General features: G+C 61.3%; 19 protein-coding genes. 17 read left to right on the top strand and 2 right to left on the bottom strand.

Annotated features, from left to right (window positions below; all coding sequences use genetic code 11):
- Positions 1-44: 44 nt before the first annotated feature.
- The gene (locus tag E5W87_RS07745) at positions 45-8,360 is read left to right on the top strand and encodes a DUF4781 domain-containing protein (RefSeq protein WP_292395553.1); all 8,316 of its coding nucleotides are present in this window, start codon (positions 45-47) and stop codon (positions 8,358-8,360) included.
- Here E5W87_RS07745 and E5W87_RS07750 read toward each other — a convergent pair.
- Positions 8,345-9,316, bottom strand: a complete 972-nt coding sequence (locus E5W87_RS07750; protein ID WP_292395555.1) for a LysR family transcriptional regulator — start codon at positions 9,314-9,316, stop codon at positions 8,345-8,347. The two genes, E5W87_RS07745 and E5W87_RS07750, sit on opposite strands and share 16 nt — an antisense overlap.
- Before the next feature lie 51 nt (positions 9,317-9,367).
- On the bottom strand, positions 9,368-10,087 hold the full coding sequence (locus tag E5W87_RS07755; RefSeq protein WP_292395557.1) for a L,D-transpeptidase: 720 nt from the start codon (positions 10,085-10,087) through the stop codon (positions 9,368-9,370).
- A 113-nt stretch (positions 10,088-10,200) separates the two neighbouring features.
- On the opposite strand from E5W87_RS07755, the gene E5W87_RS07760 reads away from it, so the two are divergent.
- From E5W87_RS07760 to E5W87_RS07835, 16 genes are all read left to right on the top strand, one after another.
- Complete coding sequence (locus E5W87_RS07760) at positions 10,201-10,950, top strand: type III secretion protein (RefSeq protein WP_292395559.1); 750 nt, start codon at positions 10,201-10,203, stop codon at positions 10,948-10,950.
- Between the two features lie 139 nt (positions 10,951-11,089).
- The gene (locus tag E5W87_RS07765) at positions 11,090-11,626 is read left to right on the top strand and encodes a hypothetical protein (RefSeq protein WP_292395561.1); all 537 of its coding nucleotides are present in this window, start codon (positions 11,090-11,092) and stop codon (positions 11,624-11,626) included.
- A 67-nt stretch (positions 11,627-11,693) separates the two neighbouring features.
- Positions 11,694-12,470, top strand: a complete 777-nt coding sequence (gene sctJ, locus E5W87_RS07770; protein ID WP_292395563.1) for a type III secretion system inner membrane ring lipoprotein SctJ — start codon at positions 11,694-11,696, stop codon at positions 12,468-12,470.
- Positions 12,467-13,102 (top strand): SctK family type III secretion system sorting platform protein, encoded by a 636-nt coding sequence (locus tag E5W87_RS07775; RefSeq protein ID WP_292395565.1) that lies wholly within the window; start codon positions 12,467-12,469, stop codon positions 13,100-13,102. The genes sctJ and E5W87_RS07775 overlap by 4 nt, the downstream gene beginning before the upstream one ends.
- Entirely contained in the window at positions 13,102-13,716 is a 615-nt protein-coding gene (gene sctL, locus E5W87_RS07780) for a type III secretion system stator protein SctL (RefSeq protein ID WP_292395568.1), read from the top strand. Before E5W87_RS07775 ends, sctL begins: the two co-directional genes overlap by 1 nt.
- Entirely contained in the window at positions 13,713-15,074 is a 1,362-nt protein-coding gene (locus E5W87_RS07785; RefSeq protein ID WP_292395570.1) for a FliI/YscN family ATPase, read from the top strand. The genes sctL and E5W87_RS07785 overlap by 4 nt, the downstream gene beginning before the upstream one ends.
- Positions 15,061-15,555: a YscO family type III secretion system apparatus protein gene (locus E5W87_RS07790; RefSeq protein ID WP_292395572.1), complete on the top strand. Its 495-nt coding sequence runs from the start codon at positions 15,061-15,063 to the stop codon at positions 15,553-15,555. The genes E5W87_RS07785 and E5W87_RS07790 overlap by 14 nt, the downstream gene beginning before the upstream one ends.
- A 56-nt stretch (positions 15,556-15,611) precedes the next feature.
- Entirely contained in the window at positions 15,612-16,637 is a 1,026-nt protein-coding gene (gene sctQ / locus E5W87_RS07795) for a type III secretion system cytoplasmic ring protein SctQ (protein ID WP_292395574.1), read from the top strand.
- Positions 16,630-17,283, top strand: coding sequence for a type III secretion system export apparatus subunit SctR (gene sctR, locus E5W87_RS07800; RefSeq protein WP_128242405.1), 654 nt, complete (start codon positions 16,630-16,632; stop codon positions 17,281-17,283). The genes sctQ and sctR overlap by 8 nt, the downstream gene beginning before the upstream one ends.
- A 32-nt stretch (positions 17,284-17,315) precedes the next feature.
- Complete coding sequence (locus tag E5W87_RS07805) at positions 17,316-17,585, top strand: flagellar biosynthetic protein FliQ (RefSeq protein ID WP_292395576.1); 270 nt, start codon at positions 17,316-17,318, stop codon at positions 17,583-17,585.
- A gap of 2 nt (positions 17,586-17,587) precedes the next feature.
- The gene (gene sctT, locus E5W87_RS07810) at positions 17,588-18,397 is read left to right on the top strand and encodes a type III secretion system export apparatus subunit SctT (protein WP_292395578.1); all 810 of its coding nucleotides are present in this window, start codon (positions 17,588-17,590) and stop codon (positions 18,395-18,397) included.
- Positions 18,398-18,593: 196 nt separating this feature from the next.
- Positions 18,594-19,427 (top strand): DUF1445 domain-containing protein, encoded by an 834-nt coding sequence (locus E5W87_RS07815; RefSeq protein WP_292395580.1) that lies wholly within the window; start codon positions 18,594-18,596, stop codon positions 19,425-19,427.
- Between the two features lie 205 nt (positions 19,428-19,632).
- Positions 19,633-20,976: an extracellular solute-binding protein gene (locus E5W87_RS07820; RefSeq protein WP_292395582.1), complete on the top strand. Its 1,344-nt coding sequence runs from the start codon at positions 19,633-19,635 to the stop codon at positions 20,974-20,976.
- The gene (locus E5W87_RS07825) at positions 20,964-22,898 is read left to right on the top strand and encodes an ATP-binding protein (RefSeq protein WP_292395585.1); all 1,935 of its coding nucleotides are present in this window, start codon (positions 20,964-20,966) and stop codon (positions 22,896-22,898) included. Before E5W87_RS07820 ends, E5W87_RS07825 begins: the two co-directional genes overlap by 13 nt.
- Positions 22,895-24,247, top strand: coding sequence for a sigma-54 dependent transcriptional regulator (locus E5W87_RS07830; RefSeq protein WP_292395587.1), 1,353 nt, complete (start codon positions 22,895-22,897; stop codon positions 24,245-24,247). The genes E5W87_RS07825 and E5W87_RS07830 overlap by 4 nt, the downstream gene beginning before the upstream one ends.
- Positions 24,248-24,420: 173 nt before the next feature.
- Complete coding sequence (locus tag E5W87_RS07835; RefSeq protein WP_292395589.1) at positions 24,421-25,740, top strand: extracellular solute-binding protein; 1,320 nt, start codon at positions 24,421-24,423, stop codon at positions 25,738-25,740.
- Positions 25,741-25,875 lie beyond the last annotated feature (135 nt).

Here is a 25,875-nt window from a genome sequence, read left to right on the forward strand (position 1 = left end):
TCACCGAATACTACGATCTTCAGCATGGCAACTATCATGCGCAGGTGACCGGCCCGGGCGGCGCGGAGACGACCACGCCGCTTCGCGACGGACTTGGCCGCAAGCAAACAAATAGCTACAACCCCGACACCGGCGCCATCACCACGCGATACGAGGACGATCTCGGCAGCGGCACGGTAACGACACGGACTTCCCGGCCGAATGGCGCGACGGTCGAAACGACGGCGCCGGGGGGCGGTCCTGCATTGCCGGTGACCGTGGTGACCTCTCCCGATGGTCGCAAAACGACGCTGGCAGCCAAACAAGACCCCGGCGGAGGCAGCACGAAGGCAATCAAGGATGGGCTTGCCGCGGGCAAGAGCCTCGAACAGATCGCCACGGAACAAGGGCTGACCCGGGAGCAGGTGGTCGCCGAGTTGGAGGCGAGCGGCCTGCAGGTCAAGTCGACCGAGCCGAAAAGCGACAACGGAGACATCCAGACCGTCGAGACCGTCGATCCGCACACGGGCGACAAGGTCACGTACCGAAACGAATATCAGCATGGCGTGCGGACCGTCGTGACTGTTGTCGATGGCAAGGAAACCAGTCACTCCGTGGATGGCTTTGGCGGCACCCGCCATAGCGTCAAGAACATCAAGACCGGTGAGAGCACGACGAACATCGTCGATCCGAAGGCGAATACCGAGGTCAAGATCGTCGTCGACAAGGAGGGCCGCACAACCACCACGACGGCGGAAAAGCTCAATAATGGCACCCGCGAGACCGTCAAGGTCACGTTTAATGGCTATACGCTGACGACCCATCCCGACGGCAACATGACGCTGCACGACGACAAGCTGGGTACGGACTTGAAGATCGAGGCCGGTAGTCGCAACGCGGCGCTGGCCGAGACGCTGATGTCGGTCAACCCCAATAGCAGCGATCCGGCGCGCGCCAGGGAGGGCCAGGTCGTCAAGACATTTGTGGAGGGTGTGTTCGCCGGTGACGCATTGCCAGGCCTTTTGGCGGCCGCCAAGCAGAAGGGTATCGACAAGCAGCAGCTCATCGACAAATACGGGCTGGGCATTGAGGCATCGCCGACGCGCGATGAAAACAACAAGGTCATCGACCCGTTTGGCAATCCGCCGCCGGGCAACGCACCCTCAGGCGGCAAATGGATTCCGATAAAGGTTGATGGCGTCTATCGCTGGGTCGACCCGGAAGTCGGCAAGGCGATCATCGCCGAAAACACGGCGTTGTCACGGGTCACCGAGGCGCAAGCGCGGTCCACCCAGAAGCAGACGCAGATCGACGTCTATCTGCTCGACCCGGCCTATAAGGACGCGGTTGCGGGAGCCCGGACCCTCATCAACAAGGCACTTGCTCCGCACGATCTCATCTGGGCCCCGGAAAAACCGAAAGGCACTTTGGCCGAGGCCAATGCCCGGCTCACCAAAGCGAACACACTTCTGGAGAATGCGACGAACGCGCGGATCGAATATGAGAGCGCCGAAGGTAGCCTGGCGGACGCGATCGCCAAGAATGCGCAGCTGAAGCCTCTGAGCGATCCCAACGCGCCTGCCGCCTATCCAGCCGGCGGTCCGCGTGTCGATCGCCATGCCGAATATGCCCAAGGGCTTGCCGACCATGCCGGCGTAAAATCGCTCTTCGCCGATATCGGTCTGCATATGAGCAAGGGCGACAAACTCACGGTCGACTATATGGTCGGCCAGGCAGAGTTTCTCGGGGTTTCGCCGGATTCCGAAGAATTCAAGAAACTCAAGGGCATGCAGGAGGCGGCTGGCAGCCAGGTTGAGCTCGCCGAAGCCTATCAGACGTTCTATAGCGCGCATGCGAATGCCGCCGCTGTAAACGCGCAGGCAACAACCCTCGAGAACCAACTGCTCGTTGAATACAACAAGAAAAATCAGCATCTGTTCGAACCGGGCAAGAAACACAGCACCTATGGCGGCGACTATCTCGGCAAGTTCGTAGAGCAGGAGATAAAATACCACGAAGACGGCCAGATTTCGGTTATCAACCATTTCGAGGAAGGCACCACCGAACAGAAACTCACCGTCAACCTCAGCGACAAGAACACGACTGAGGAATACCGCGACAGACCGCTCAACCGGCAGTGGCAGGAGCTTCTTGGCTGCGGCTCGGATGGGCTTCAGGGCGCGAGGATGGCCGAGGCCCAGGCCGGCAAAGACCTCAACACGGTTTTTTCCGATCAACTCGGCAACGGCCTGGAGGACCTGACGGCGCAGCTCAAAACGCTTCAAGCCGACTATGACAAGGCACTCGCCGATTTCGGGCCGGGAAGCGTGACCCCTCCGAAAGGGACGTTGCCCGACGGCGTCGAGCTGGTCGCGATCCCCGTTGGCGGACAAACGATCAAGGTGGCGCCGGATGTTGCCGCCCAGGTCAAGAAGAACGGCATCGATGCGCTGACGCAAGCCGGCAAGCCGGTCTGGATCGATCTCGATCCGGGCGATTCCAGCCAAGGGCGTTGGGTCGATCCCAGGCTGGCGGTTGCCAGGATCAAGCTCAACAACACCCAGGACCAGTTCGACAATACCGAGGAGCTGCGCCGGCAGGTCGACGGATTCGCCACTTGGCACGATGTGCGTACCCGCGAGCCGGGCCTGCTCTACGATCGCAACAATTATTCGGACAAGGCCTATCTCGATAGGCACCAGCAGGAAACGCTGGATGGCCTCTTTCAACCTCAGTTCCAGAGCCTGCTAGAGAACGGCTTCGACAACCAGTTCCGCCCGCTGGACCGCGATGCGCTCGACCGGGACGTCACTACCGCGCTTCATCTCGACACCTCGACGGAACAGGACCGCGACATCCTGGCCGATGTCACCGATGAGATCCGCGAGATCGGCGGCGACAATGCACAAGTGCGCAAGGTGCGCCTGTTCTACGTGAGCGATGGCGCGTCGACGGAAGAGGTGACCCTGTTCGCCGTCAAGAATGGCGACGGCGTTCGCTACGTCGACCGCACCGGCAGGGCGTTCGACAATCTCGGAGATTTCCAGGACAACAACATACAGTTCAGCGAGCACGGCAAGCTGGTCGCGCCGAAGGGCCTGGAGATGAAGGCGGGCGATGACGGCAACGTGGCGCTCGAGGTCGTCAAGGCGCGCAACGTGTCGGTCATGGACCGGGTCGTGGACCCGTTGATCGGCATCGGCACTGGCTTGGCCACCATCGCCTCGTTCACGCCGCTTGCGCCGGTGGCGGCACCCCTGGCCTACGGCGGCGCCGCCTACCTGGGAACGCGGGCGGTGATACGGCAGGTCAACCACCTCAATCACGGCGGCGAATGGAGCGACACTGAGTCCATGATGAACGTGGCGAGCGTCGTCACGACCGTCCTGCCGACGGCGTCCAGCGCTTTCCGTACATTCGGTATGGCAAGAACGACCTCAATGACGTGGACGCAAGCCTTCCGCGGCAGCATCGGCGCGACAAAGGCGGGTTCTCCACTTGCGCAGCAAACTCAAACCTACATGCAATCCACCGCCGCCCTCAACAAGGCAGCCTGGGGCATGGATGTCGGCGCCATGATCGTCGGCGCGCCGTTGCTGGTCGCATCGGGGTACGACCTGGCGGCCAACGGTGACCAGATGACGGGCCTTGAGCTGGCCAACGCGATCACCGGTCTTGGAACCGGCATCGCCGGCACCGGGCTCGGCATCCGGGGCCTGCGCCACCTGCGGCCGGGTTCCGGCGGCCAATCCCCCGCCAGCCCCAATGCGGCCGTGCCGCCGAACGCGGCGCCGGCAATCCCGCATGCGCCAAACCAACCGCCATCGCCACCCTTGGCCGGCGGTCCAAAGGGAGCAAATCCCCCGGCAGCGCCGATCGTGGTCGATATGGCGGGTCCCAACGTGCCTGTCGGACGGCAAGGCGGCCAACCACCCATTGTTGTGCCAACCGCCTCGGGCGGCAATGGCGGCCTTGGCCGCCTGGTCTGGGATCCGGCGACAAAAACGTTCTCCGGCACGCCGGAGCGCAATCCAGGAGAGTACACCTACTCAAGCGGCAAGGATCCCAGGACACGTTCGGCCTATCTCGACGGCCTGACGCCTGAACAGTTGTTGGCCAGATACCAGCGCGAATCCGGGTATTATTCCCCCCGTGAAATGGCCGAGCGCTATGGTCCGGACGGTTTGCAACTGCCGGCGAAGTCGCTGAAGGACGTATTGCCCGACTTCCGGGTCGGTGTCACCTTCCGGGTACGGCTGAATACCGGCGAGTTCGTCGGCATCGGTTCGCCGACCATCTCGGCGGTCGGGTTCGGCATCGGCACAAAAACCGATTTTGGCGTCATCGGATGGTCGATCCTCGACAGCTTTAGCCACAAAAGCATGGCGCCGCTGAAAGACGCGCTCAGCACACAGGGCGTTGTGTCGTTCCGGGCGAGGGAATACCTCAACATCACTGGCCTACAGGCCGGTGTCTGGCCGGTCTCCAATCAAACCGCATTCCCGGTCCGCGCCAATGATCTGGCGAAGGTAGCCCAGGAAGCGCTGTTCACCGACAAGGCTGGTTACGACGCGCGAGTGCGCGATGTCCGCGTGGCCGGAAAGACGCCAGACGAGGATGGCGCCGCCACCGTGATCGAGCTGGGCTATACCCCTTCGCTGAAAGGCGAAGAGGTGTCGCTTGCTCCCGGCGAGCATGATTTCTTCGGCGTCCCCGCTGAAAGCAACGGCGGTCATGTGCGCCTGCAAGGCACGCTACCCTTCGACCGGGTAATGACCGAATTCAAGGCGGGCCTGCGCCTGCCCATACTTGCCAATCATGTCGATACGGTCGATCAACTGCCGAGGGCAGGTTTTGAGAAGCGCCCGGAATCACCGGTGAAAGACACGCTCAAGGCCGGCGATGTCGTGTCAAAGCAGGCATTCGATCAGATTGAAGCCGCTTTGGGTTCGACCACTCTGCATGTGCGGTTCACGGTCAAGGATCCGGCCAAGGCAACTGACCTTGTCGCCGCGTTGAAAACGGGCGATGTCGACGCGATACGCGCTCTTGTCGCGGCTGGCGAGATCGATCCTGCGAAAACTGTTTCGTTTGTCGAGAATCCGATAACAAGCGGTTTTCGCCTCTCGGCGGTGCCCGGCAAGACACCGTCCAAGGATATCAATCTTTTGACGGGCGAGACGGTTCGCATGGGCAATCCCGATGCGATGCTGATCGACGTGATCTTCAACGACAACAACAGGCTGCCGGGCGTGCTCGGCTTCAATCCCGACAAGATGACCACGTCAGCCAGCTACAAGGTAAAGGGCCAGGTTCAGTCTTGGCTTCCGGAGGGGATGCAGCCCAACCGGCCGCCACAATCCAGATCCATGCCGACGGACGGCAACATCTACCAGGGCCTCTACGGTTCCTACGGCACGCCGGCCACGCGCTATACGGCCTCGCTTTCCACGCCTCCCGTCCCGTCCGGCCCCTTTGCCTACAGCGCCGAGGTGCGGGTGCAGTTCAAGTCCAGCGCGGCAAAGGCGCCTTCCTCCATCGCGAAGGGCAAGAATGCCGTCCTGACGTTCGACGGAGTGGACGGCAAGCCGGTGGAGATCACCGTTCCCGCCTGGCTTGCGCATGCCCTTGGCGATACGCCCGCGGGGGCGGCGACGGTTGTGCCGAAGGGCGGCAAGGCTTCACTCGACAAATTCCTGGGCGAGCTGGAAAAGCAGGCGCGACCTGACCAGGCGAGGGCGATCGCGCAATTTCGAAAGGATTTCGGCGATGTCATTGCCGACGGCAAATTCCTGCGGTCGGACGCGGCTGATGCCGTAGTGACCTTCCTTTCCCTGCAAGTGGGCCACCGTGGCAGCGGACCGATCCGCATCAGGGACGAGAACGGCGAATGGATAACGGCGACCCGGCTTGGGCCGGTACCGCGCAATGCAGACAGCGTCTATGTGCCGCCGGCAGAGGGAGCGCCTGCGCGCGGCGATGAACCGACGCTGATGCACAAGTCGCACCAACTGGTGCGCGATTCCGAGACCGGCGAGGCCTTTGTTTTGCCGTGGATGCGGGGCGCTTCGGAAGAGCACGTGCGAGGCAGTTTGCCCGATCCGGCAGCAAGCCCAAAGCCGGCGCCCGACGCCAAGGCTCTGAAGCAGATGTCCGGCGAGGACATGGCGACGCTGGCGGAGGCTCAACTGCAAGGAATGGCGCCAGCCCTCTTCGGTCGGCTCAGTGTTGAGCAGGTCGGCGGGTTGACGCCCGAGCAGATCGGCTGGCTTTCGGCGCAGCAACTGGCGGCGATGAAGCCGAAGCAATTGCGCGCATTGACCCCCGGACAGCTGCGGGCGATCAAACCGGACTTGCTGAATGCCATTCCGGCGGGGCGCATTACGCAGTTCAGCCCTAAGCAGGTTGCTGCGCTTTCACCCGAACAGCTCGCCGCTTTGACGGTCGCCCAGACCAAGAAGCTGACCCCAGCGCAACTCGCCGAGCTGTCGTCCGAACAGTTTAACGCGTTCACTACGCAACAGTTCAAGGCCCTGAGACCGGCACAAATCGCGGGGCTCAAGCCTGAACAGATCGGTTCGCTGAAGAAAGAGCATCTGGAGGCGTTTTCGCCGGAACAGTTCGCGGCGCTCACAACCAAACAACTGGCGGCGTTGTCCGGGGAACAACTCGCCTTGTTCAAGCCGGAGCTGATCGGTAGCTTGAGCACGGAACAGCTGTCCATACTCACCGCGGAACAGTTCAATTCGCTCACGAAGGCGCAACTTGGCGCTATCAAGCCTGGTCGACTGCGCAAGGTCGGCGCTGACCATCTCGCCGCTTTCAAGCCGGAGACAATCGCGGCATTGTCGCCGGACACAATCGCGAGCCTGACACTGCAGCAGATCGCGGCGCTGACCGGCAGCCAGCTCGGTGCTCTGACGGTTCAGCAGGTTGGGCGACTGACATCCAGGCAAATCGCGGCGCTGACGTCCGACCAGCTTCGATCGATGAGCCCTGGCCAGTTACGCAAATTTTCGCCCGATCAGGTGCTGGGAATGAACAGCGAACAGTTGGGGGCCTTGTCGCTCCTTCAACTGACCACATTCCGGGCCACGCACAAAAAACAGCTGACAGCCGAGCAGACGGCCGAACTCAAGCAATTGATAAAGACCGCGCGCAAGCAGGAATTCAAGCAGGTGCTGCTTACGTTCGGCGTGATGGCGGGAGTGTCAACCGCAATGTGGACCACGCTGCCGCGTGGTTGGGCCTTGACCATCGGCGGCGTCGCTTTCTCCGTGCGCGGTACGGTGTTCACATTGCAATCGTTCTTCCCGAATGCGACCGGAATGAACACGCGTTTCGGGCGCACGCTCAACACGATTGGAGGACTGACTTTCTCCGCAGCAGCGCCGGGCGCGTTGCTGCCTTCGGTGGAAGGCACCAATCTCGGCGTGAATGGCACGTATTCGGTGGGCAACTTCATCTATGGCACGAAGACCTCCCTGCAGGTCGTCACGCAACGTCCAGTGCTCCGCAACGCTGCCGAGCACATCGCCGGACCAGCCTATATTGCGGGGTCAGCGGCCTATATGTGGCAGTCGATCAAGACCGGCGATCCGGTCGATATCGCGGCCGGCACCATGTTTACCTTCGGATGCGCGGAATTCTGGGCTTCGGCGGTAAGAACCGATCTCCGCAATCGCAAACCGGTGCCGATCACCGATCAGCAAGTCGCTGCCGCTGCGAAATCCGATGCCCGCTGGGCGATGGCGGATCGTATCACGCTCGGCGTCACATTCGGCATCGGCATGTTCCTGTTCTCTTGGTCGGCGCTTCGCTCCGAGCCATGGAACAACGCTGCGCCGGCGAGCGATCCCGATGAAGACATCGATCCGGCCGACGACGTCGCGCCGCCAGCCGATGAGGCTCCAGGGAAGACAGAACCGGAACCTGGGAAACCCGCCGAGCCGTTTCCGCAACTCGTCGTGCTCGCGGATGACGGCTTGAACGTCAGGGCAGAGCCCGGACAACAGGCGGACGTGATAAGCGTCCTTGAACCCGGAACGCTCGCTCAGCAGACGGGTGGACCGTCGAATGCAAACGACGGTGCCTGGCTTCCGATTGAGGGATACGGCGCCGACGAAAAGCTCCACAACGGATGGGTCGCGGCCGAGTATGTCGAGCCACATCCGGAAGGGTCGCGCAATGCACGCGGCAGAACGAATCCCGCGCTCGAGGCGCAAGGCTATCGTTGGGTCGATGCCCGGCTTGGCCAGAGCATTGGGCTGATCGCGAGGAGCAGATCAGCGGACGTGGCAAAGACTGTGGCCTTGAACATGGACCACATTCTTCGCCCCGAGGCGATCTTCGAGGGAGATCGGATCTATCTGCCGGCGTAGTCCCGCAACAATTTGGCGAAGCCGTCGGCTGGCGATTTTACGACGGCGCTGTCGTTCCGGACTGCGTAAGCCTTTGCGGTACGCAAGGCGATCTCGGCAGCATGTTCAGCCACCTGGTTTGTAGGTTCCATCGCATAGGATGCGGTGAACAGCAGGTCCGAGGGATGCCAGTCGCAGTCGACAATAAGCAATTTGCCTTGGGCGACATGGTCGCCGACCAGGTCGCGCGGAAGCGACGCGATACCGATCCCGTCCAGTGTCATCTTGATGGAGGCGGCAAGCGAGTTTGCCGGGAACACCCGCGGAGGTTCGTCGAATTCGCTGCTGAGCTTGCGGTAGATTTCACTGTAAGGCCGTGTGGTTCGGCCATAGCTGATGATCGGGAACTGCGTCAGTTGGCAAAGGGTAAGTTTATTCGTGTTCGCCAATTTGAGCTGCGGGGCGCAGACCCAGACCAGCGGAACCGGTGGCATTCCGACGTTTTCGATACGAAATTCCAGAACCGGGCCCATCAACACTGCGAGGTCGATTCGCTGCGAGATGAGTTCGTTGCGCAAGTTCGTCGTCGCGTCGACGAGAAGATCCGTCTCGATCAACGGAAAGTCGACCTGAAACTCTCGTAGGAAATCGGGGAGCCAAGTCTGGACGATCGTCTCCGAAACACCAAGCCGCAGCACGCCGCCTGCTCCGGCATCCGGATGCGCAGCCAGTTGCAGCTTATCGGCCATGCGAAGAACGCGTTTTGCCGCCGGCAGCAACTGGTGCCCTTTCGCGGTCAACCGAACGGAGCTGCTATGGCGCTCGAACAGCTTGACGCCGAGTGCCTCCTCCAGACCAGCGATGCGGCTGGAGATTGCCGGCTGAGTCGTGTTCAGCCTTTCAGCGGCTTTTCGAAAGCTGCCGAGCGTCGCTACCCAAAGAAACGTTTCTAGCTGTTTGATGTTGAACGGGATCATCGGCAACAATCTGTCTGATGGCCTGCAGCGGTAGGCGCGCGAAATGGATTGTCAACGCCGGACGATCACCTGGGCTCCGACATCGACGCGTTCGAAGAGATCGATCACATCCTCATTCGTCATGCGGATGCAACCGGAAGAATTGGCTTGGCCCACAGTCCACGGCTGGTTGGTCCCATGGATACGATAAAGGGTGCTGCCGATATAGAGCGCGCGGGCGCCGAGCGGATTGTTTGGGCCGCCCTCGACATACGATGGCAGTTCGCGCCCTTTGGCAGCTTCCCTTGCCACCATTTCAGCCGGCGGCCGCCAATCGGGCCATTGACGTTTGCTCGATATCCTGTCGCGGCCCGACCAGCTCAATCCGTCCTTGCCAACGCCAACCGCATATCGCAACGCTTTCCCATTCCCCATGAGGTAATAGAGGCGGCGTTCGGAGGTGTTGATGATGATCGAACCCTTCGGCTGGGCTTCGCTGGACGCGACGATCTCGCGCGGGATCGGCATCCGGTTATGGTCGTCAACGTAGCCGGAGTCCGGCTCGGAGTACGACGGCGAAATCAGGACGTTTTGCGTCTCGTCGTAGCGCCATGTCCTGGGATCGTATCCGCTTTGTGCTTGCGCGCTTTGAAGCGCAATCCCGGAGAAAAGCAAGGCAAGGCCTACAAACAGGCCTAGCCGGCCCAACAACGCGCAACCGTTGGCGGTGGAGCGTGTCGTCGCGGCAATAGAGCTGGTCGTCAGCGGTTCGACAAGAATGGCGCCCGACACGTGGATTCTCCTGCTTTGCCCAACTGACACGCTCTCGAGACATGGCGCGGCACACCATACCCGTTTGGAATACGAGCGCAACGTTTGGAACCGATAGTCTCCTGACATTCCAAATGGACTTTCTTTTTCAATATTGGCGCACTACAGTGAATGAGCGGGCAAACCAGCAACGCCGCGCGAAAGCTTTAGCGATGTTGCACTTTGTTAGGGCACTGATGGAGACGGAACGCGAGACCTGCAGGGCAGATTGTCGCCACAGGGCCGTGAGGGTGCGGGGGCTGGCCGCGGCAGTACTCGTGATGGGTCAGATATTGGGCATCGCGTTTGCGGACGCTGCCGAACCGCACTGGCCGGACGGCACCTACAAATACATCACCATCAACCAGGCGGTCGCCGACGCACTGGTGGAATTCGGGCACAACATTGGCACTCCGGTGCATGTCAGTCGTTCGGTCAAGGGGCGTCTCAGCGCTGGCATGCCGGTGGGCTCTGCGCGGAAGTTCCTAGACTCGGTTTGCAAGCGCTACGGGTTGGTCTGGCACTTCGACGGTTCGGCGATCAACGTCGTGGCGGAAGCCGAAATGCAGACCGAGATAATCAAGCTGGACGCCACGGCGGCGGCCGGAGCGACCGAACGGTTGGACGCACTGGGCATCAGCGAAGCGCGTTTTCCGATCAAGGTATCCGAAAAGGACGATGTGATCTCCGTGTCGGGCCCGCCATCCTACGTTTCATTGGTCAAAAAGACTCTCGGGGTTTCCGCGTCGCGCGCAGCTCAAAACACTGGTCTCATTCCGGTCCGGGTCTTTCGCGGCAGGCAGGCGGAAGCGCAAAACTTTCCGGCCAAAAAGCCGGATAATTGAAGAGAAAGGCAAGCTCATGCAGATCGCACCCGTCGGCGCCCTTGAGGTTGTACTCGCCAACATGGCCACCAGCATGGCCTCGCAACAGCAGGTCGCTGTCGCCGTCACGGCGCAACCGGGCAATCGCATGGTGGGCGCCATGCAGGAAAAACAGGCGGCGTCGAAGCTCAAGGCGCCGGATCGCAGTGCGGATGCATTGCCTGCCGGTGCGCAAGTCGCACCATCGCCATCAAACAGTGCCTCGGTCAAAACCGCGCAGTCCGTGAAAACCGAGCCGGTGAGCCCACTCGTCGAACAACAACTCTTCCGTTATCTCACCGAACTGGAAAGTTCGGGGTTGGCGACGGGAAATGTCGATCCCTCGGCGCTGGCCAGGAAGGGGTTAGATTCACTCGGCGCAACGATGGAGCAGTTCCAAAAGGCTTTCGATGCCGCCAGCCGGCCGGCATCGCCAGCCTCCGAAGCGGGGCCGACGGCCGGCCCCGAACAAGCAGCTGCCCGCACGGAAGCTCCGCACAAACCCAACGATGGCGGAGCAGCCAACAGCGATCAAATCGTCGAAAAAATGCTGCAGAACTACATCTCGGTTTCATGGGCGGTGTTCGGTGCGTCGCTGGCCAGCAACAGCGTGACTTCCGCGACTGCGTCCCTCAACACCCTCGTCAAACAGCAATAGCGGGGGGAATTTGCAGAACCCAAGCCTCCTTCCGAAATGGCTGCCGACCTTGAAGCAGTGCCGCGCATTGTGCCGCCTGGCAGTCGTTATTCTGAGCATGCTGCTCCTGCAGGCCTGCTCGGTCGAACTCTACACTGGCCTCGACCAGCGTCAGGCGAACGAGATCGTTGCAACACTGATGCGCCACGGCATCCCAGCGCAACGCCAGTCGGACAAAAGCGGCACGATGACGGTCTCGGTGCAGAAGGGCCGCTTTGCCGACGCGATGGCTATTCTCGACGAGAGCGGGCTCCCTAAACAGGAGTTCGCCACGCTGGGCGAGGTGTTCAAGAGAGACGGCCTCGTATCATCGCCAGTCGAGGAGCGGGCGGCGATGATCTATGGTCTCAGCCAGGAACTGTCGCGTACGATCTCGGACATCGATGGCGTGCTTTCCGCGCGCGTTCATCTGGTGCTGCCGGAGAACGACCCGCTAAGGCAGCGATTGGTGCCGTCCTCGGCTTCAGTTTTCATTCGGCATCGCGTGTCGACATCGATGAACGACCTGATACCGCAAGTGAAGATGCTTGTGGCCAACGGCATCTCCGGGCTGACCTACGACAAAGTTTCAGTGGTGCTGGTTCCCGTCGAGGCGGCGGCACTCAGCCCGGCATCCGGCGACACTGGTTTCGCGACATTTCTCGGGCTTTGGCTGCATCCGGACAGCCTCGTCGCGGCGATGTGGCTGTTCTACGGATTGTGTGCCGCAGTGATCGCGCTTGCCGGCAGGCTCGTCTATCTCCATTGGAACCGGCCGCGCGGCGTTTATGCGCTCGAAACACCGCTGTCCGTGAAGAAAACATGAGCGGATCGATCTCGACTGCGCCACGCCACAGTATCGAATGGCGATCATTTCTAGAATGGCCGGCCGACTATGCCGAGCCGCGACGGTTGGCGGAATGCTTCGAGGGTGCAATCGGTGAGGATGCCTGCGAGCGCATGCTGCGCACGCAGAGGCTGCGCTCCAGACTTTCGGCGCTGCTGCTGGATCATTACCGGCTCGACGCTTCCATGCCAGAGGGCGAGGAGGTCGAGGAGCTTGATGCGACGATAGCGCTGTCGTCTGCCGAGCAACTCGAACAGACCGCGTTTCGCGCCGGCGCCATCTATTGGTCGGGCAGCTTCGCCGGCAGCATCCTTGGGCATACGACGGCGGCGTTGCACGAACAGCTTGGCGAAGCGCTTTGTACTTTCGCGATGACACACCGCGATCTGGCGGGACCAGCACGGCCGCTCGATCCGTTGGACGGCATTCGCGACCGTGTCTTTGCGGACGGATGGCGATGCATCGGTGCGTGGTGCCACGCCGCGCCCGCATCGGTCGGACGCCGCGTGCTTCTAAAGCTGCCACCCGACGATCTTGTTGACAGGCTTCCAGACGCGCCCTTCGCGGATACCGGAGCGGCGATCGTTCGGCGGGCGGCAGGTGCGGCGTGATGGCAGGCGAAGCCGCAACGAACCAGGATTTGCCCGCGCGGCCGCGCGGCGTCATCCTGCGTGCGGCCGAAGCCGCAGCGTGGTGTGACGGCTATGCCTTTCTCGAAGCAGCGCGACGCGAGGCGGATGAGTTGCGGGACGCCGCGCGCAAGGTCTACGCCAGCGAGTACGCCCAGGGCTACGAAGACGGCATAGCCGCAGGCAGCACGGAAGCCGCACGCTTGGTCAGTGAGACCGCCGTCAAGGTGGATCGCTACCTTGGAACGCTGGAGCAGGAAGTGATCGACCTGGCTCTCGATGTGGTGCAGCGCATGCTTGGCGAATTCGACGTCACAACTCTCGTCGCCAAAGCGGCTCGTCAAGCCGTCGCGGAGGTCCGTCGGGCGAAGTATCTGAAAATATCCGTGCACCCCAATGCGGTGGCCATCGTTAGGGACGAATTGGATGCGGTCCTGCGCGACAGCGATGTGGGCTTTACAATCGAAATTAACGCAGACAGCAAACTTGCCGAAGGCACCTGCCTCGTCACCACCGACGTAGCTGTCATCGATGCCAGCATCGAAGCTCAACTCGCCGCCATCACGTCCGCAGTGGCGGGAAAGGAGCGGGCATGACTGGCACGATCGCCGATAGCATCGACAGCAAGCTTGCCAGGATTGTTCCCAATCTGCGAGAGGGATTGCGCGAGGACACCAGCAGACCTCGAAAGGGGCGTGTGCGGCGCGTAACGGGTGTCGTCATCCAGGCGACAGTCGAAGAGGTTCGGCTCGGCGAAATCTGCGAACTCGTCGATCCGAGGACAGGATTGAGGACGAAGGCCGAGGTAATCGGCCTGCTCGACGAATCCGCCGTCCTGGTTCCGCTTGGGGACCTTGCCGGCCTGTCCAGTCTGACTGAAGTGATTCCGACCGGAAAAAATCTGCAAGTCCCGGTGGGGCCGGGTTTGCTCGGTCGGGTCATCAGCGCGCTTGGAGAGCCGCTCGATGGCCGCGCCCTGTCGCCAGACGGCATTGTTTCCCACTATCCGGTCAATGCCTACCCGCCATCGCCGCTGGAGCGCGCGATGATCACCGAGCCGATCCAACTCGGCATTCGTGCGCTCGATGGTTTGCTGACCTGTGCGCGTGGGCAGCGTGTCGGCATCTTCGGCGAACCCGGAGTAGGCAAGTCGATCCTGCTTTCCGATATCGTGAGCGGTACGAATGCCGACGTTGCCGTGGTCGCGCTGGTTGGCGAACGCGGACGCGAGGTGCGCGAATTCGTCGAACGCCATCTTGGGCCTGAGGGCTTGGCGCGCGCCGTTGTTGTCGTGGCGACCTCAGATCGGCCGGCAATCGAGCGTGTGAAAGCGGCGTACGTCGCGACCACGATCGCCGAATACTTCCGGGATCAGGGCAAGCACGTCCTTTTGGCCATGGACAACATCACCCGGTTTGCGCGCGCGCAGCGCGAGATAGGCCTGGCTTCGGGCGAGCCGCCGACGCGCCGCGGTTTTCCGCCCTCGCTGTTTGCGGCACTGCCACGGCTGCTCGAACGTTCCGGTCCCGGCAAGATCGGTTCGATCACCGGTCTCTACAGCGTGCTCATGGAGGGCGACGGCGCCATGGATCCTGTTGCGGAGGAAGTCCAGGCGCTCCTCGACGGCCATGTGTTCCTGTCCAACGAACTTGCTCAACGCAATCACTTCCCGGCGATTGACATAACGCGCAGCCGCAGCCGCCTCATGGATACTGTGGTGTCGCCCCGGCAGCGAGCGCAGGCCGGGCGCCTTCGCGAGTTGATCGCTCGCTACGCCGACATCGAGCTGTTGCTGCGGATCGGTGAATACGAAAAAGGCAGCGATCCTGTTGCCGACGAGGCGGTGGCCAAAATCGGCAGTATTAATGCCTTTCTGCGGCAATCGTCGGCCACCCATGAGCCGATGGAAAAGACGCAACAGTGGATGCGGGAGATCGTCGATGAAAGAGCATGAAATGATCTCCCGGCTGCGGGATCTGCGTCAGCGGCGCGAGCAACGTTCGGAGAAAATGGTCATTCGACGTCAGGCTGAAGCCAGACGCGCGGCAAGCCACGTGCAGCAAACGGCTGACGCGATTGCGGCGCATCGCCGGCGGGCCGTCGCCGATGAGCAGGCCGCATTCGACGCAATGATCGGCCAACCGGTGACCATGCCGATCCTCCACCGGTTACAAGGAAAATTCGACAAGGCGGCCGCAGAAGCAATGCAGCTTGAAGACAGCCGCAGGGCAGCAGGCGCGGCGGAGGAAAAGTGCAATGCGGACCTTGCGGAAGCGTGGCGCCGTCACCATTCGCATTTCAAGGCGGTCACCAAACTGGACAGGTTGCTGGAGCAATTAACCCGCCGGGCGGTGGGCCGGCAGACGGCCATCACCGAACTGGGCGATGAAGACGACCGTGGCGGAATGCTGACCTCGCGCGTCGTGAGCCGCTGATGCTTCAGTCCACGCCACAAAAAAAGAGAGCGACTTCCAAGGTATCGGCAACCCGGATGTCTCGCGGAGAACCGCTTGAGCTGACACAGGTCGCGGCGATCTATCTCGACGTGTTGAACGCCTTCTATCGCCGCCGTCGGCCAGTCGAGATAGCCGTGGCTGCCGAATCCGTGACGATCGAGGCTGTCTGGCCACTGCTCGTCGGACACGAACCAAGCAGCAAGATTGGCGTCGAGATCGCAGGTTCCAAGGCATCGTTGGAGCTGCCGCGGGCGCAGATCGACAAATGGCTGGTGCAGGCCGACCCCACCGTAGACCTCGAGCGCATTGCGCCCGGGCACGCGGCGCTGCTTCTGGAATCCTTCCTCGCCGGTGAGCTGTCTTGGCTGGAGGCAAAGCTCGGGGAAGCGATCGCGTTGGAATCGGTGAATGGCAGAAACAAGACGGCATCGCCGCCTTTTGGGTTCGTCGTCAACAGCAGCGAAGTGGCGTTTTCCTGCGCTCTCCGCTTCGAGAATGCCGGCCATGCTGCTGCTCTTGCCGAGCTTCTCAATGCAATTTCGGGCGAGGGCGCATCGTTGCCGGACAAGGTTCCGGTACTCGTCGGTCTTTGGCGTGGGGCGGTCGAGGTCAGCATCGGTGAATTGCAGAGCCTTCGGCCGGGCGACGTCGTGCTTTTGGATGGCAATGGGTCGACGGCGCTGCTGGTGATCGGAGAGCGCTTGGTCGCACCTGTCGAGCTGATCGATGCCGGTCCCCGCCTGATGGCTTCGCCCTGTCAATTCAACGGATCAAGATGGGAGTGGATTATGAACCAGAAGACGGCTCCGGATGCCGTGCAAACACTCGATGATGCCGCGTTGGACGACCTGCCGGTGTCGCTGGTTTTCGAACTCGGCCGTACCACGCTGCCGATTGGTGAGATCAGGCAGCTGGGGGCCGGCACGATCGTGCCGCTCCCCGGGCTGGAGAGCGAGACAGTGGACGTCATTGCCAACGGCAAACGTGTCGGACGCGGAGAGATCGTGCGGATCGGCGAAAGTCTCGGCGTGCGTCTCTTCGGCATGTTCGGCAATGCTTGAAAGCTCGCCCAACCTGCTTGGCATTCTGGTCGCGGTGGGCCTTGTTGGCCTGCTGCCGCTCGTCGTGGTCACGATGACCGGGTTCCTCAAGATCTCCGTCGTGCTGTTCTTGATCCGCAATGCCCTTGGCGTTCAGCAAATGCCGCCGAACATGGTGCTCTACGGCATTGCGCTGGTTCTCACTGTCTACGTGACGATGCCGCTGATCAGCGAGATGTCGCGACGCTTCGAAGAGGGACAGATCCAACTCCAGACGGCCGATGACATCGCAAATGCGGCACAACTGATGCGAGAGCCGCTGAAACAGCACCTGATACGCTTCACTCAGCCGGAGGAGCGGCAGTTCTTCCTCTCAGGCACCAACCGGCTGTGGCCAGAACATGCGCGCGAAAACCTTCGCGATGATGATCTTTCCATTCTCGTGCCCGCCTTCGTTGCGTCCGAACTTACCCGCGCCTTCGAGATCGGCTTTCTGCTCTACCTGCCGTTCCTCATCGTCGACATGGTTGTCGCAAATATCCTCATGACGCTCGGCATGATCATGGTATCGCCGGTGCTCATTTCCGTTCCTTTGAAGTTGTTCCTCTTCGTCGCGATCGATGGCTGGTCCCGGCTCATGCACGGGCTAATACTGAGCTATGGGTGACGCGGCCGCTGCATTCACGGGGATCACGCGCCATGGCCGATGACATCCTGCTGGCCAAGGTCCAAGGTACCCTGCTGACTATCCTGTTCGCCTCGGCGCCAGCAATCGTCGCGGCGCTGGTGATCGGCCTTGTGGTCGGCCTCGCCCAGGCGCTTACCCAAATCCAGGATCAGTCGTTGCCCCAGACGATCAAGCTGGTGGTGATCATGGTCGTCATCCTGCTGTTCGGGCCGCTGCTCGGCCAGCAGATTGCCCAACAGGCCTCCACGGCGCTGGACGAATTCCCGGTCATTACACGCTGAAGATGGATCCGATCGTCGCGGTATTGCAGGAATTCCAAGTCTATATTCTTGCTGCGGCTTTCGCGCTGGCTCGGATGGCCGGTCTGATGCTGTTGATGCCGCTATTCTCGCGTGTGCGGCTGACGGGCGTGCTGCGCAATGGCGTGGCGCTGGCGCTCGCGCTTCCGTTGATCCCAATGATCGCCGACGTGCTCGGACGCTCGGACCTGACCTTGGCGATGGTCCTCGCCTTCATGCTGAAGGAAGTTCTCGTCGGCGCTACGCTCGGCATCGCGATGGGAATTCCCTTCTGGGCCGCCGAAGCCGCTGGCGAGATACTCGACCTTCAGCGCGGCTCCACAATGGGCTCGCTGATCGACCCGATGATGACCCACGAAACCAGCACCACAGGCACCTTTCTCGCGATCATCATGGTGGCGCTCTATCTTGCTGCCGGCGGGCTGGAACTGACCTTGAACAGTTTCTATGACAGCTACAGCCTGTGGCCCATCGACCGCCTGTTGCCGGTTTTCAGCGAGGAGGCAGCAACGGTCTTCCTCGGCTTGCTCACTCAGGTGCTGACAATGGCGCTCACGATGGTGTTTCCGCTCATCATCTGCATGCTGCTTTCCGATCTGGTCCTGGCGTTTCTCGCGCGCGCCTCACCCCATCTCAACATCTTCGCGCTGTCGCTTATTGTGAAGACGCTGGTTTTCAGCCTCGTCCTGGTGCTCTACGCTGCCTTCCTGATTGCCTATATGAGCCGCGACCTCGGTTTCCTCAATGATGTCACGCAGCAAATCGAGGCCATTGGCTGCCGCGACTGCCTGTGATCTTGGTCCATTCGGCTGGCTTTGTTTGTGCCAAAAACAGCAACGTCGGATTTATATTAGCGGTACCCGGTAATAAACTGGATTTATCGACCAGAGAAAATTCTGACGATTTGACAGTCCGCTGGTCGCCAGCCGATCCTGCATCACCAATGCGTCCATGACAGGACAAGAATGCGTCCATGACAGGGAGGCGCGTGTGGAATCGATCGCTCGCCTGTTGCCGCCGATCTACGAGGACCTGCGCCTTGTGGATGTTGCCCGGTTGCGCAGGATCATCAGGCTGGGGGCCTATGAAGGCCATACCGGAGGCTTGGCTGTCGGCAGATTGCAAGCAAGCCTGGTCGTCGTGCCGCGCAGCTTCGCTTCCGACTTTCACCGGTTCTGCATCAGCAATCCGAAAGCGTGTCCGCTGGTGGCCGTGGGTCGCGCCGGCAGCCCGTTGATGCCGACGCTCGGCGACGTCGACGTCCGGACCGACATTCCTCAGTACGAGGTCTATCGGTTCGGCGAGCTGATCCGCCAGCAGCCGGATATCCTAGACATCTGGCGGCAAGATCTTGCCGCCTTCGCGCTCGGTTCGTCATCGACATTCGAGCACGCCCTGATCGAGCGGGGCGTCGCGCCCAGGAATTTTGTCGTGCACAGGGTGGCACCGATGTTCCGCAGTTCGATCAGGACGACGCGAGTTGGGGTGTTTGGTGGCGATATGGTGGTTTCGATGCGCCCGGTTCGCTTGAGTCAGGTCGACACCGTGCGTGCGGTCACCGCACGTTTTCCGCACGCACACGGAGCGCCAATTCATGTCGGTGATCCCAGGGTGATCGGCATCGAAGATATTGGGGACCCGGATTGGGGCGACGCTGTCGAAGTCCGGGAAGGCGAAGTACCGGTATTCTGGGCCAGTGGCGCCACCGCTCAAAGCGTGGTGGCCGGCGCCAGGCTCGAACTCGCGATCGTACAGACACCGGGGCACATGCTGATCACGGATGTCGCGGCGCGGGAGAATGTTGGCGCATTCAAGATTTATTAGGCCACCGCCGCTCCGAAGCTCTCAGGTCGAGGTCGCATTTCGCACTGTTGGCGGCTGTTGATTTCCGTTTGCAGCTGGTTTGGGACAAGAGCGAAGAAATATCTCCGCACCCACGATCACTAGGAATTTTCCACTGCATGCCGAATGGATAAGGATTGTGCGCGGATCAAAGTCGGCTTGCATAAGAGTGCGCTGCAGCTGGTCGGTGCAACTGCGCGCGCTGGCAATACTGTTGCTGTGGTGCGGTGCCGCAACGGCGATGGAAACCGACAAAGGCAACCTGACCGTCGTCACATCCTATCCGCCGTCATTCTTCGAGCCGTTTCAGAAGGCGTTTTCGGCCAGGGATCCGGGCATTCAACTAACCATCGTCCAGCGCAACACAGCAAGCGCGGTGCGTTTCATCCGGGAAAAGCCGGATGTTCCGGCGGATATATTCTGGGCGTCCGCGGCCGACGCATTCGAGGTGTTGAAACAGCAAGGCCAGTTGCGTCGAACTGAGCCGCGGCCGACAGGCGCGCCGGATACGGTTTCCGGCTACCCTGTGAATGACCCGGACGGTTTCTATCTGGGTTTTGCTCTTTCCGGCTACGGTTTTGTCTACAATCCAGCCTATCTTGCGGAGAACCGGCTGCCGGTTCCCAGAACCTGGTCGGACCTGACCTTGCCGATCTATTCCGGCCATGTCGGCATCAGCGCGCCTTCCCGCTCCGGCACCACGCACCTTATTGTCGAAGCGATCCTTCAGACATATGGCTGGGATGCCGGCTGGGCGTTGCTGTCAAGGCTTGGTGGCAATCTTTCGACCGTAACGGCACGCAGTTTCGGTGTCGCCTCAGGTGTCGCGCAGCGCCGTTTTGGCGTCGGCATCACGATCGATTTCCTGGGTTCTGCGCCAAATTTTCCCCCCGACAGCACGAAATTCGTGCTGCCGCCCGATACCGTATTCGTGCCGGCCAGTATCGCCATCCTCGCGCGCAGCCGCAACGTGGCCGCAGCCGAGCGTTTCGTCGATTTTGCCCTGTCGCCAGAGGGCCAGGAGCTTTTGCTGAAGCCGGAAATCAATCGTATCCCTGTGCTTCCCAAATTCGCTGGGAAAACGGATCGGAATAGCATTGCTCTCCACGCCGGCGCCGGGCTGCTGCGTGGAATGCGCTTCGACGCCAATCTTTCCGCCCGCCGCTACCAGTTGGTCAATTTGGTGTTCGACGAATATATCGTGCGAAAACGCGCTGCTCTCGCAAGGCTGTGGAAGCAAGCCGCCGAGCTGGCGGCGATTAACGATCCGGGCAGCGAACTCGCAGGAGCACTGGCCGAGGCGGTGCAGTATCTGGGCCGAGCGCCCGTCCCGCGCGAACAGGCGGCCGGCGACAACGAACTTGCGGACCTGAGCGACATTCCAAGCGGCCTGCCCCTGCCTCCGGAACAGGCGGTGTTCTTGGACGCAGTCCGCACGTCGGTTGAGCATAATCTCGCCGAAGCCGAGCGGATTATGTCCCAAGCCTCCAGCAAGTATACGCTGCCCGGTTTCAAACCATGGAGGCAGTGATTCCGGCAGGGGCGAAACAATGGGCAGCCGAGCCGGAGGGCAAATGGCGTTTTGGCATTGGTGCGCGGCTCGTCACCGCCTTCGTCGTGATCGTCGGCTTGGCTGTCGGTGCGTGCCTTGTCGGATGGCTGTCCTATGTCCGGCTGGCAGGGGAATTGTCGCAGATTGCCCAAGCGCACATGCCGCAGCTCGCCTTTGCTACACGCCTTTCTAAGGCGGGGGCCGACATCAACGCGGTAATGGCGAGCCTTGCCGGTGCGCAGACACGTGGCGCCTACACCGAAATACGGCGATCCTATTCTGAACGCCTGGAAGCGCTGCAAACGCTGCTGGATGGGGCTGGCAACAACAGCGTCGGCAATGATCGTCTGCTGCCGCTGGCCGACGCGGTCCACCGCAATCTGGAGCAGATCGATCTGGCTGCCGGCAAGCGTTTTACCCTGGTTGAAGAAATGCGCTCGGCTGTTGACGAACTCCGCTGGGTTCAGGCCGACTTGCTGGAGGAGGCCGATCCGCTCGTCGAAGATGTCCGCTTCAATATGGAGACAGAGGCTGACCATACCGGTTTCAACAGTGGGGTCTTGCTCGAAGAGCAAAGGAAAAGTGAAGCTCTGCTGACAGTTGTATCGCAGGCAAACCTGGCAACGGGATTGATCGGCCGACTGGTGAACATCGGCACGCTTGAAGACTTGCAGGAGACAAATGCTTTCCTGGGAGACAGTGCTGATGATCTTGCAATCCGCATTCGCAGCCTCTCCGACTGGCCGGACAGCATCACCGTCCGCCAGTTGGCGGAGCGCGTCCTCAAGCAGTCGGATGTCCACATCGGGATTCCAAACCTCAAGCGCTCGGAGATGGCTGAAGCCAGCAGGCTGGAGACGCTGGCGGCGGAAAACCGAAGGTTGGTGCAGGACCTTGGCGCCCGCATCGAGGCTGAAGTCGTTGCCACCGAGGCAAGTGCTGCCGAAGCTTCCGCTCGCGCGGAGACGGCGATTGCCACCGGCCGCAAGCTGCTTCTGGCAATCGCAATACTGGCGGTCACGCTGGCTATCGCGATCGGATATTTCTATGTGCACCGAAACCTTCTGGCGCGCATCCGCTTGCTTGCTGGCGTCGCCGGCAATATCAGCGCCGGCCGTTCCGGCACGGCGGTTCCGTCGGGCGGCCGCGACGAACTTGGCGATCTCGCCCGCGCCCTGAACATTTTCCGGCAGACTCGCGACGAACTCATCCAGTCGGCAAAACTGGCAGCGCTTGGCCAGATGGCGGCCGGCATCGGCCACGAGCTCAATCAGCCGCTTGCCGCAATCAGATCGCATTCGCACAACGGAATGCTGCTGATCGAGCGTGGTCAGGCAGATCAGGCGTTTCGGAATCTCGACAAGATCAAGTCGTTGGCGACACGCATGGGAGGGCAGATCAGCCATCTCAGGCGTTTTACCCGCCGGCCGGATTCGCATCTCGGTCCGGTCGATCTGGGCGCTATCGTCGAGGACGCGCTGAGCCTGTTCGACCATCGTGTCGACGAGGAGGGGATCGAGCTTGACCTGGCCCTGCCGAAGGAATCGAAACTCCAAGTGTTGGCCGAGCCGGTGCGGCTCGAACAGGTGGCGGTCAATCTGATCGCCAACGCCCTCGATGCGGTGGCTGGGCGCGAAGTCAGGCGGGTGAGCATCCGGGCGTGGGCGGAGGGTGCGAAAGGATTTCTCTTGGTCGGAGATTCGGGCTGCGGTATCGCACCGGGAGATCTCGACTCCATCTTCGACCCTTTCTTCACCACCAAGTCCGCAGGTTCGGGCCTTGGGCTGGGGCTCTCGATTTCCTACAATATTGTCAAGGATTTCAACGGAACGATCTCGGTCAAGGACACTGGAGCCAGTGGTACGCGGTTTCTTGTTACGCTGGATGAGGTCCAGAGATGAAGATGCATGACGTCATCCTGATCGACGACGATCCGGAGGTGCTGCAGGCATATTGCCAGACGCTTGAGCTGGAAGGGATGACCGTTGCCGCCCATGCCTCCGTGGAGGAGGGGCTTTTCGGCCTCGGTTCCGACAGCACTTCAATCATCGTTTCAGATGTGCGGATGCCGAACCATGACGGCTTCGATCTGGTCAGCATGACGAAGCAGATCGATGTGGAAATACCCGTCATTTTGATCTCCGGTCATGGCGACGTACCGATGGCACTGCAGGCGATGCGGGCCGGGGCGTGGGATTTGATCGAAAAACCCGCCGATCCGGTCCATCTGGTGGAATCGGTTCGCCGCGCACGCGAGCACCGCCGCATCGTCCTGGAAAACCGACGACTTCGCCTGGCTTCGCTGCCGGACGGATGGGAGACGCGGGTGATCGGTCATTCACCGACGATGGTTGCCATGCGCAATACGCTGGCGCGCATCGCCGGCGCCAAAACGGACGTGCTGATCACCGGGGAGACCGGGACCGGCAAGGAGGTCGCCGCGCGTGCCATTCACGATTTCGGCAGCCATGCGAACGGCCGCTTTGTCGCCGTCAATTGCGGTGCCATTCCAGAAGCCATGCTCGAGTCCGAGCTTTTCGGTCATGAGCCGGGCGCCTTCACCGGCGCCCGCGAACGTCGCATCGGCAAAATCGAGTATGCGCATGGTGGAACGCTGTTCCTGGACGAGATCGAGTCCATGCCGCTCGCCGCACAGGTGCGGCTGTTGAGAGTGCTCCAGGAGCGCACCATCGAGCGGCTCGGTTCCAACAAGGAGCTGCCGGTCGACATGCGCGTCATCTCGGCCACCAAGCACAATCTTCACGAGCTGGCCGCCGAAGGCAAATTCCGTGAAGACCTTGCCTACCGCCTCGACATCGCGCGCATTGAAATCCCGCCGCTGCGTGACCGCAGGGGGGACGTCGCTTTGCTGTTCCATCATTTTCTCGACCTCGCCGCGAAGCGACAGGGCTGGGTCGCGCCGAAAGTCGATGCGGGAAGGCTGTCGGAGCTCGCAGCTCGTTCCTGGCCCGGCAATGTGCGCGAATTGCGTAATGTTGCGGAGCGTTTCGTGCTCGGACTGGAGGAGGTTATCGCCGACGGCACCGGTGCGCGCGTTCCGGCGGCTCGAACCGACACCCTGGAAGCTCAGCTCGATTGCCACGAGCGCCTGGTCATCCTCGACGCACTCTCTTCGCATGACGGCAAAATCGGCGCGACCGCAGAAGCCCTGGGCATCTCGCGCAAGACGCTTTATCTGAAAATGCGCAAGTTCGACATCGCCGCCAGAATGGATAATGCGGCGGAATAAGTGCCAGGGCCGTTACGGGTCTTTCCCAATCGGAGCACCGTCGATGTTACCCTGGTGACCCATCACTTACCTGGAAAACCCGCGTTTGCGGGCTTCCTCCATCTGGCATGGCAGTTGCAATCCTCTTTCAACGAGCCGCCGCATTAAAGGGCGCGGCCAACGGAGGAGAAGACATGCTCAAGACCATTGCCGTGGCAATGCTGATTTCGGCTGCCGGATTGATGAACGCCTACGCGCAAGATGGCGGAAAGGTGACGGTGGTCACCTCGTTTTCCAAGGATGTGACAGATCCTTTGAAGGCCGGCTTCGAGGCTGCCAATCCCGGCTTCACCCTAGATGTGCAGAACAAAAGCACCAGCTCAGGTGTCAAATATCTCGACGAGATCAAAGCCAACAACCAGGTCGATTTGTTCTGGGCGTCGGCGCCCGATGCCTTCGACAGTTTGAAGGGTAAGAACCTGTTGGCGAAATTCACGCCGGCGGTCACCGGATTGCCCGACAGGGTCGGTTCCTACAATGTCAACGATCCGGACGGGTTCTATTTCGGTTTCGCCGCTTCCGGGTACGGCATCATGTGGAACGAGCGTTATCTCGAGGCCAACGGCCTGGCGAAACCGGCCGAATGGAGCGATTTGAAGAAGCCCGAATATTTCGACCACATCGCGATTGCGGCGCCGTCGCGCTCGGGCACGACGCATCTGACCATCGAGACGATTCTACAGGGCGAAGGGTGGGACAAGGGCTGGGGCACGCTGAAGGCGATGGGCGGTAATCTGCAGCAGGTGACCGAACGCTCCTTTGGCGTTCCGGATGCAGTGAATTCGGGGCAGACCGGCATCGGCGTCGTCATCGACTTCTTCGCTTTTTCGGCCCAGGCCACCGGCTTTCCGGTCGGCTTCGCCTATCCGTCGGTGACGACGGTGGTCCCGGCCAACGTCGCGATCGTCGCCAACGCGCCGAACCGGAAGGGCGCCGAGGCGTTCATCAACTATCTGCTTTCGGAGCCGGGTCAAACGGTGCTTCTGGAACCCTCGATCCGCCGGCTGCCGATCAATCCGGCACTTTATGCAAAGGCGCCGGAGGGATTCCCGAACCCGTTCAAGGATGCCCGCTTCCAGTCGATGGTCTCCTTCGATGCCGACGTCTCGAAGAAGCGCACCGACGTTGTTGATACGCTCTACGATCAACTCATCACCTTTCAGCTCGACAATCTGAAGGCCGCGACGAGGGCCATCCACGACACGGAAATCGCCTTGGCGGCTGGCGAGAATGCCCAAGCGCGGACTCTGCTCGACGAGGCACGCGGCATGATTGCTGCAATGCCGATCAGCGCCGAGCAGGCGGCGAGCGCCGAGATCGGCGACGCCTTCACCGGCGGCGATCAGAAGGCGGCCCGCCAGGCCCAACTCGAACAGCAGTGGGCAGCCTTTGCGACTGAAAAATACGCTGCTGCCAAGGCCAAGGCGGAAGAGGCACTGGCGCTCACCCAGTAACGGCGCCTGCAATCTGCGTAGCGCCACTCGAAGGCTGTCCGGTTTCCGGACAGCGCCACCAGAGCGGTACAACCGTCATTCGCGGCGTCGCCGGGCGACCGAACGCGTGACAGCGCGGTCGCCGGGCGGCAGCTT

This window comes from Mesorhizobium sp., from assembly GCF_004962925.1.
Taxonomy (GTDB): domain Bacteria; phylum Pseudomonadota; class Alphaproteobacteria; order Rhizobiales; family Rhizobiaceae; genus Mesorhizobium.

Coding starts and splice junctions, on each gene's coding strand:
- E5W87_RS07790 (WP_292395572.1), top strand. CDS start 15,061: ATGAAAGAGCATGAAATGATCTCCCGGCTGCGGGATCTGCGTCAGCGG.
- E5W87_RS07765 (WP_292395561.1), top strand. CDS start 11,090: ATGCAGGAAAAACAGGCGGCGTCGAAGCTCAAGGCGCCGGATCGCAGT.
- E5W87_RS07760 (WP_292395559.1), top strand. CDS start 10,201: ATGGACTTTCTTTTTCAATATTGGCGCACTACAGTGAATGAGCGGGCA.
- E5W87_RS07805 (WP_292395576.1), top strand. CDS start 17,316: ATGGCCGATGACATCCTGCTGGCCAAGGTCCAAGGTACCCTGCTGACT.
- E5W87_RS07825 (WP_292395585.1), top strand. CDS start 20,964: ATGGAGGCAGTGATTCCGGCAGGGGCGAAACAATGGGCAGCCGAGCCG.
- E5W87_RS07835 (WP_292395589.1), top strand. CDS start 24,421: ATGCTCAAGACCATTGCCGTGGCAATGCTGATTTCGGCTGCCGGATTG.
- E5W87_RS07830 (WP_292395587.1), top strand. CDS start 22,895: ATGAAGATGCATGACGTCATCCTGATCGACGACGATCCGGAGGTGCTG.
- E5W87_RS07785 (WP_292395570.1), top strand. CDS start 13,713: ATGACTGGCACGATCGCCGATAGCATCGACAGCAAGCTTGCCAGGATT.
- E5W87_RS07750 (WP_292395555.1), bottom strand. CDS start 9,316: ATGATCCCGTTCAACATCAAACAGCTAGAAACGTTTCTTTGGGTAGCG.
- sctL (WP_292395568.1), top strand. CDS start 13,102: ATGGCAGGCGAAGCCGCAACGAACCAGGATTTGCCCGCGCGGCCGCGC.
- sctT (WP_292395578.1), top strand. CDS start 17,588: ATGGATCCGATCGTCGCGGTATTGCAGGAATTCCAAGTCTATATTCTT.
- sctR (WP_128242405.1), top strand. CDS start 16,630: ATGCTTGAAAGCTCGCCCAACCTGCTTGGCATTCTGGTCGCGGTGGGC.
- sctQ (WP_292395574.1), top strand. CDS start 15,612: ATGTCTCGCGGAGAACCGCTTGAGCTGACACAGGTCGCGGCGATCTAT.
- E5W87_RS07775 (WP_292395565.1), top strand. CDS start 12,467: ATGAGCGGATCGATCTCGACTGCGCCACGCCACAGTATCGAATGGCGA.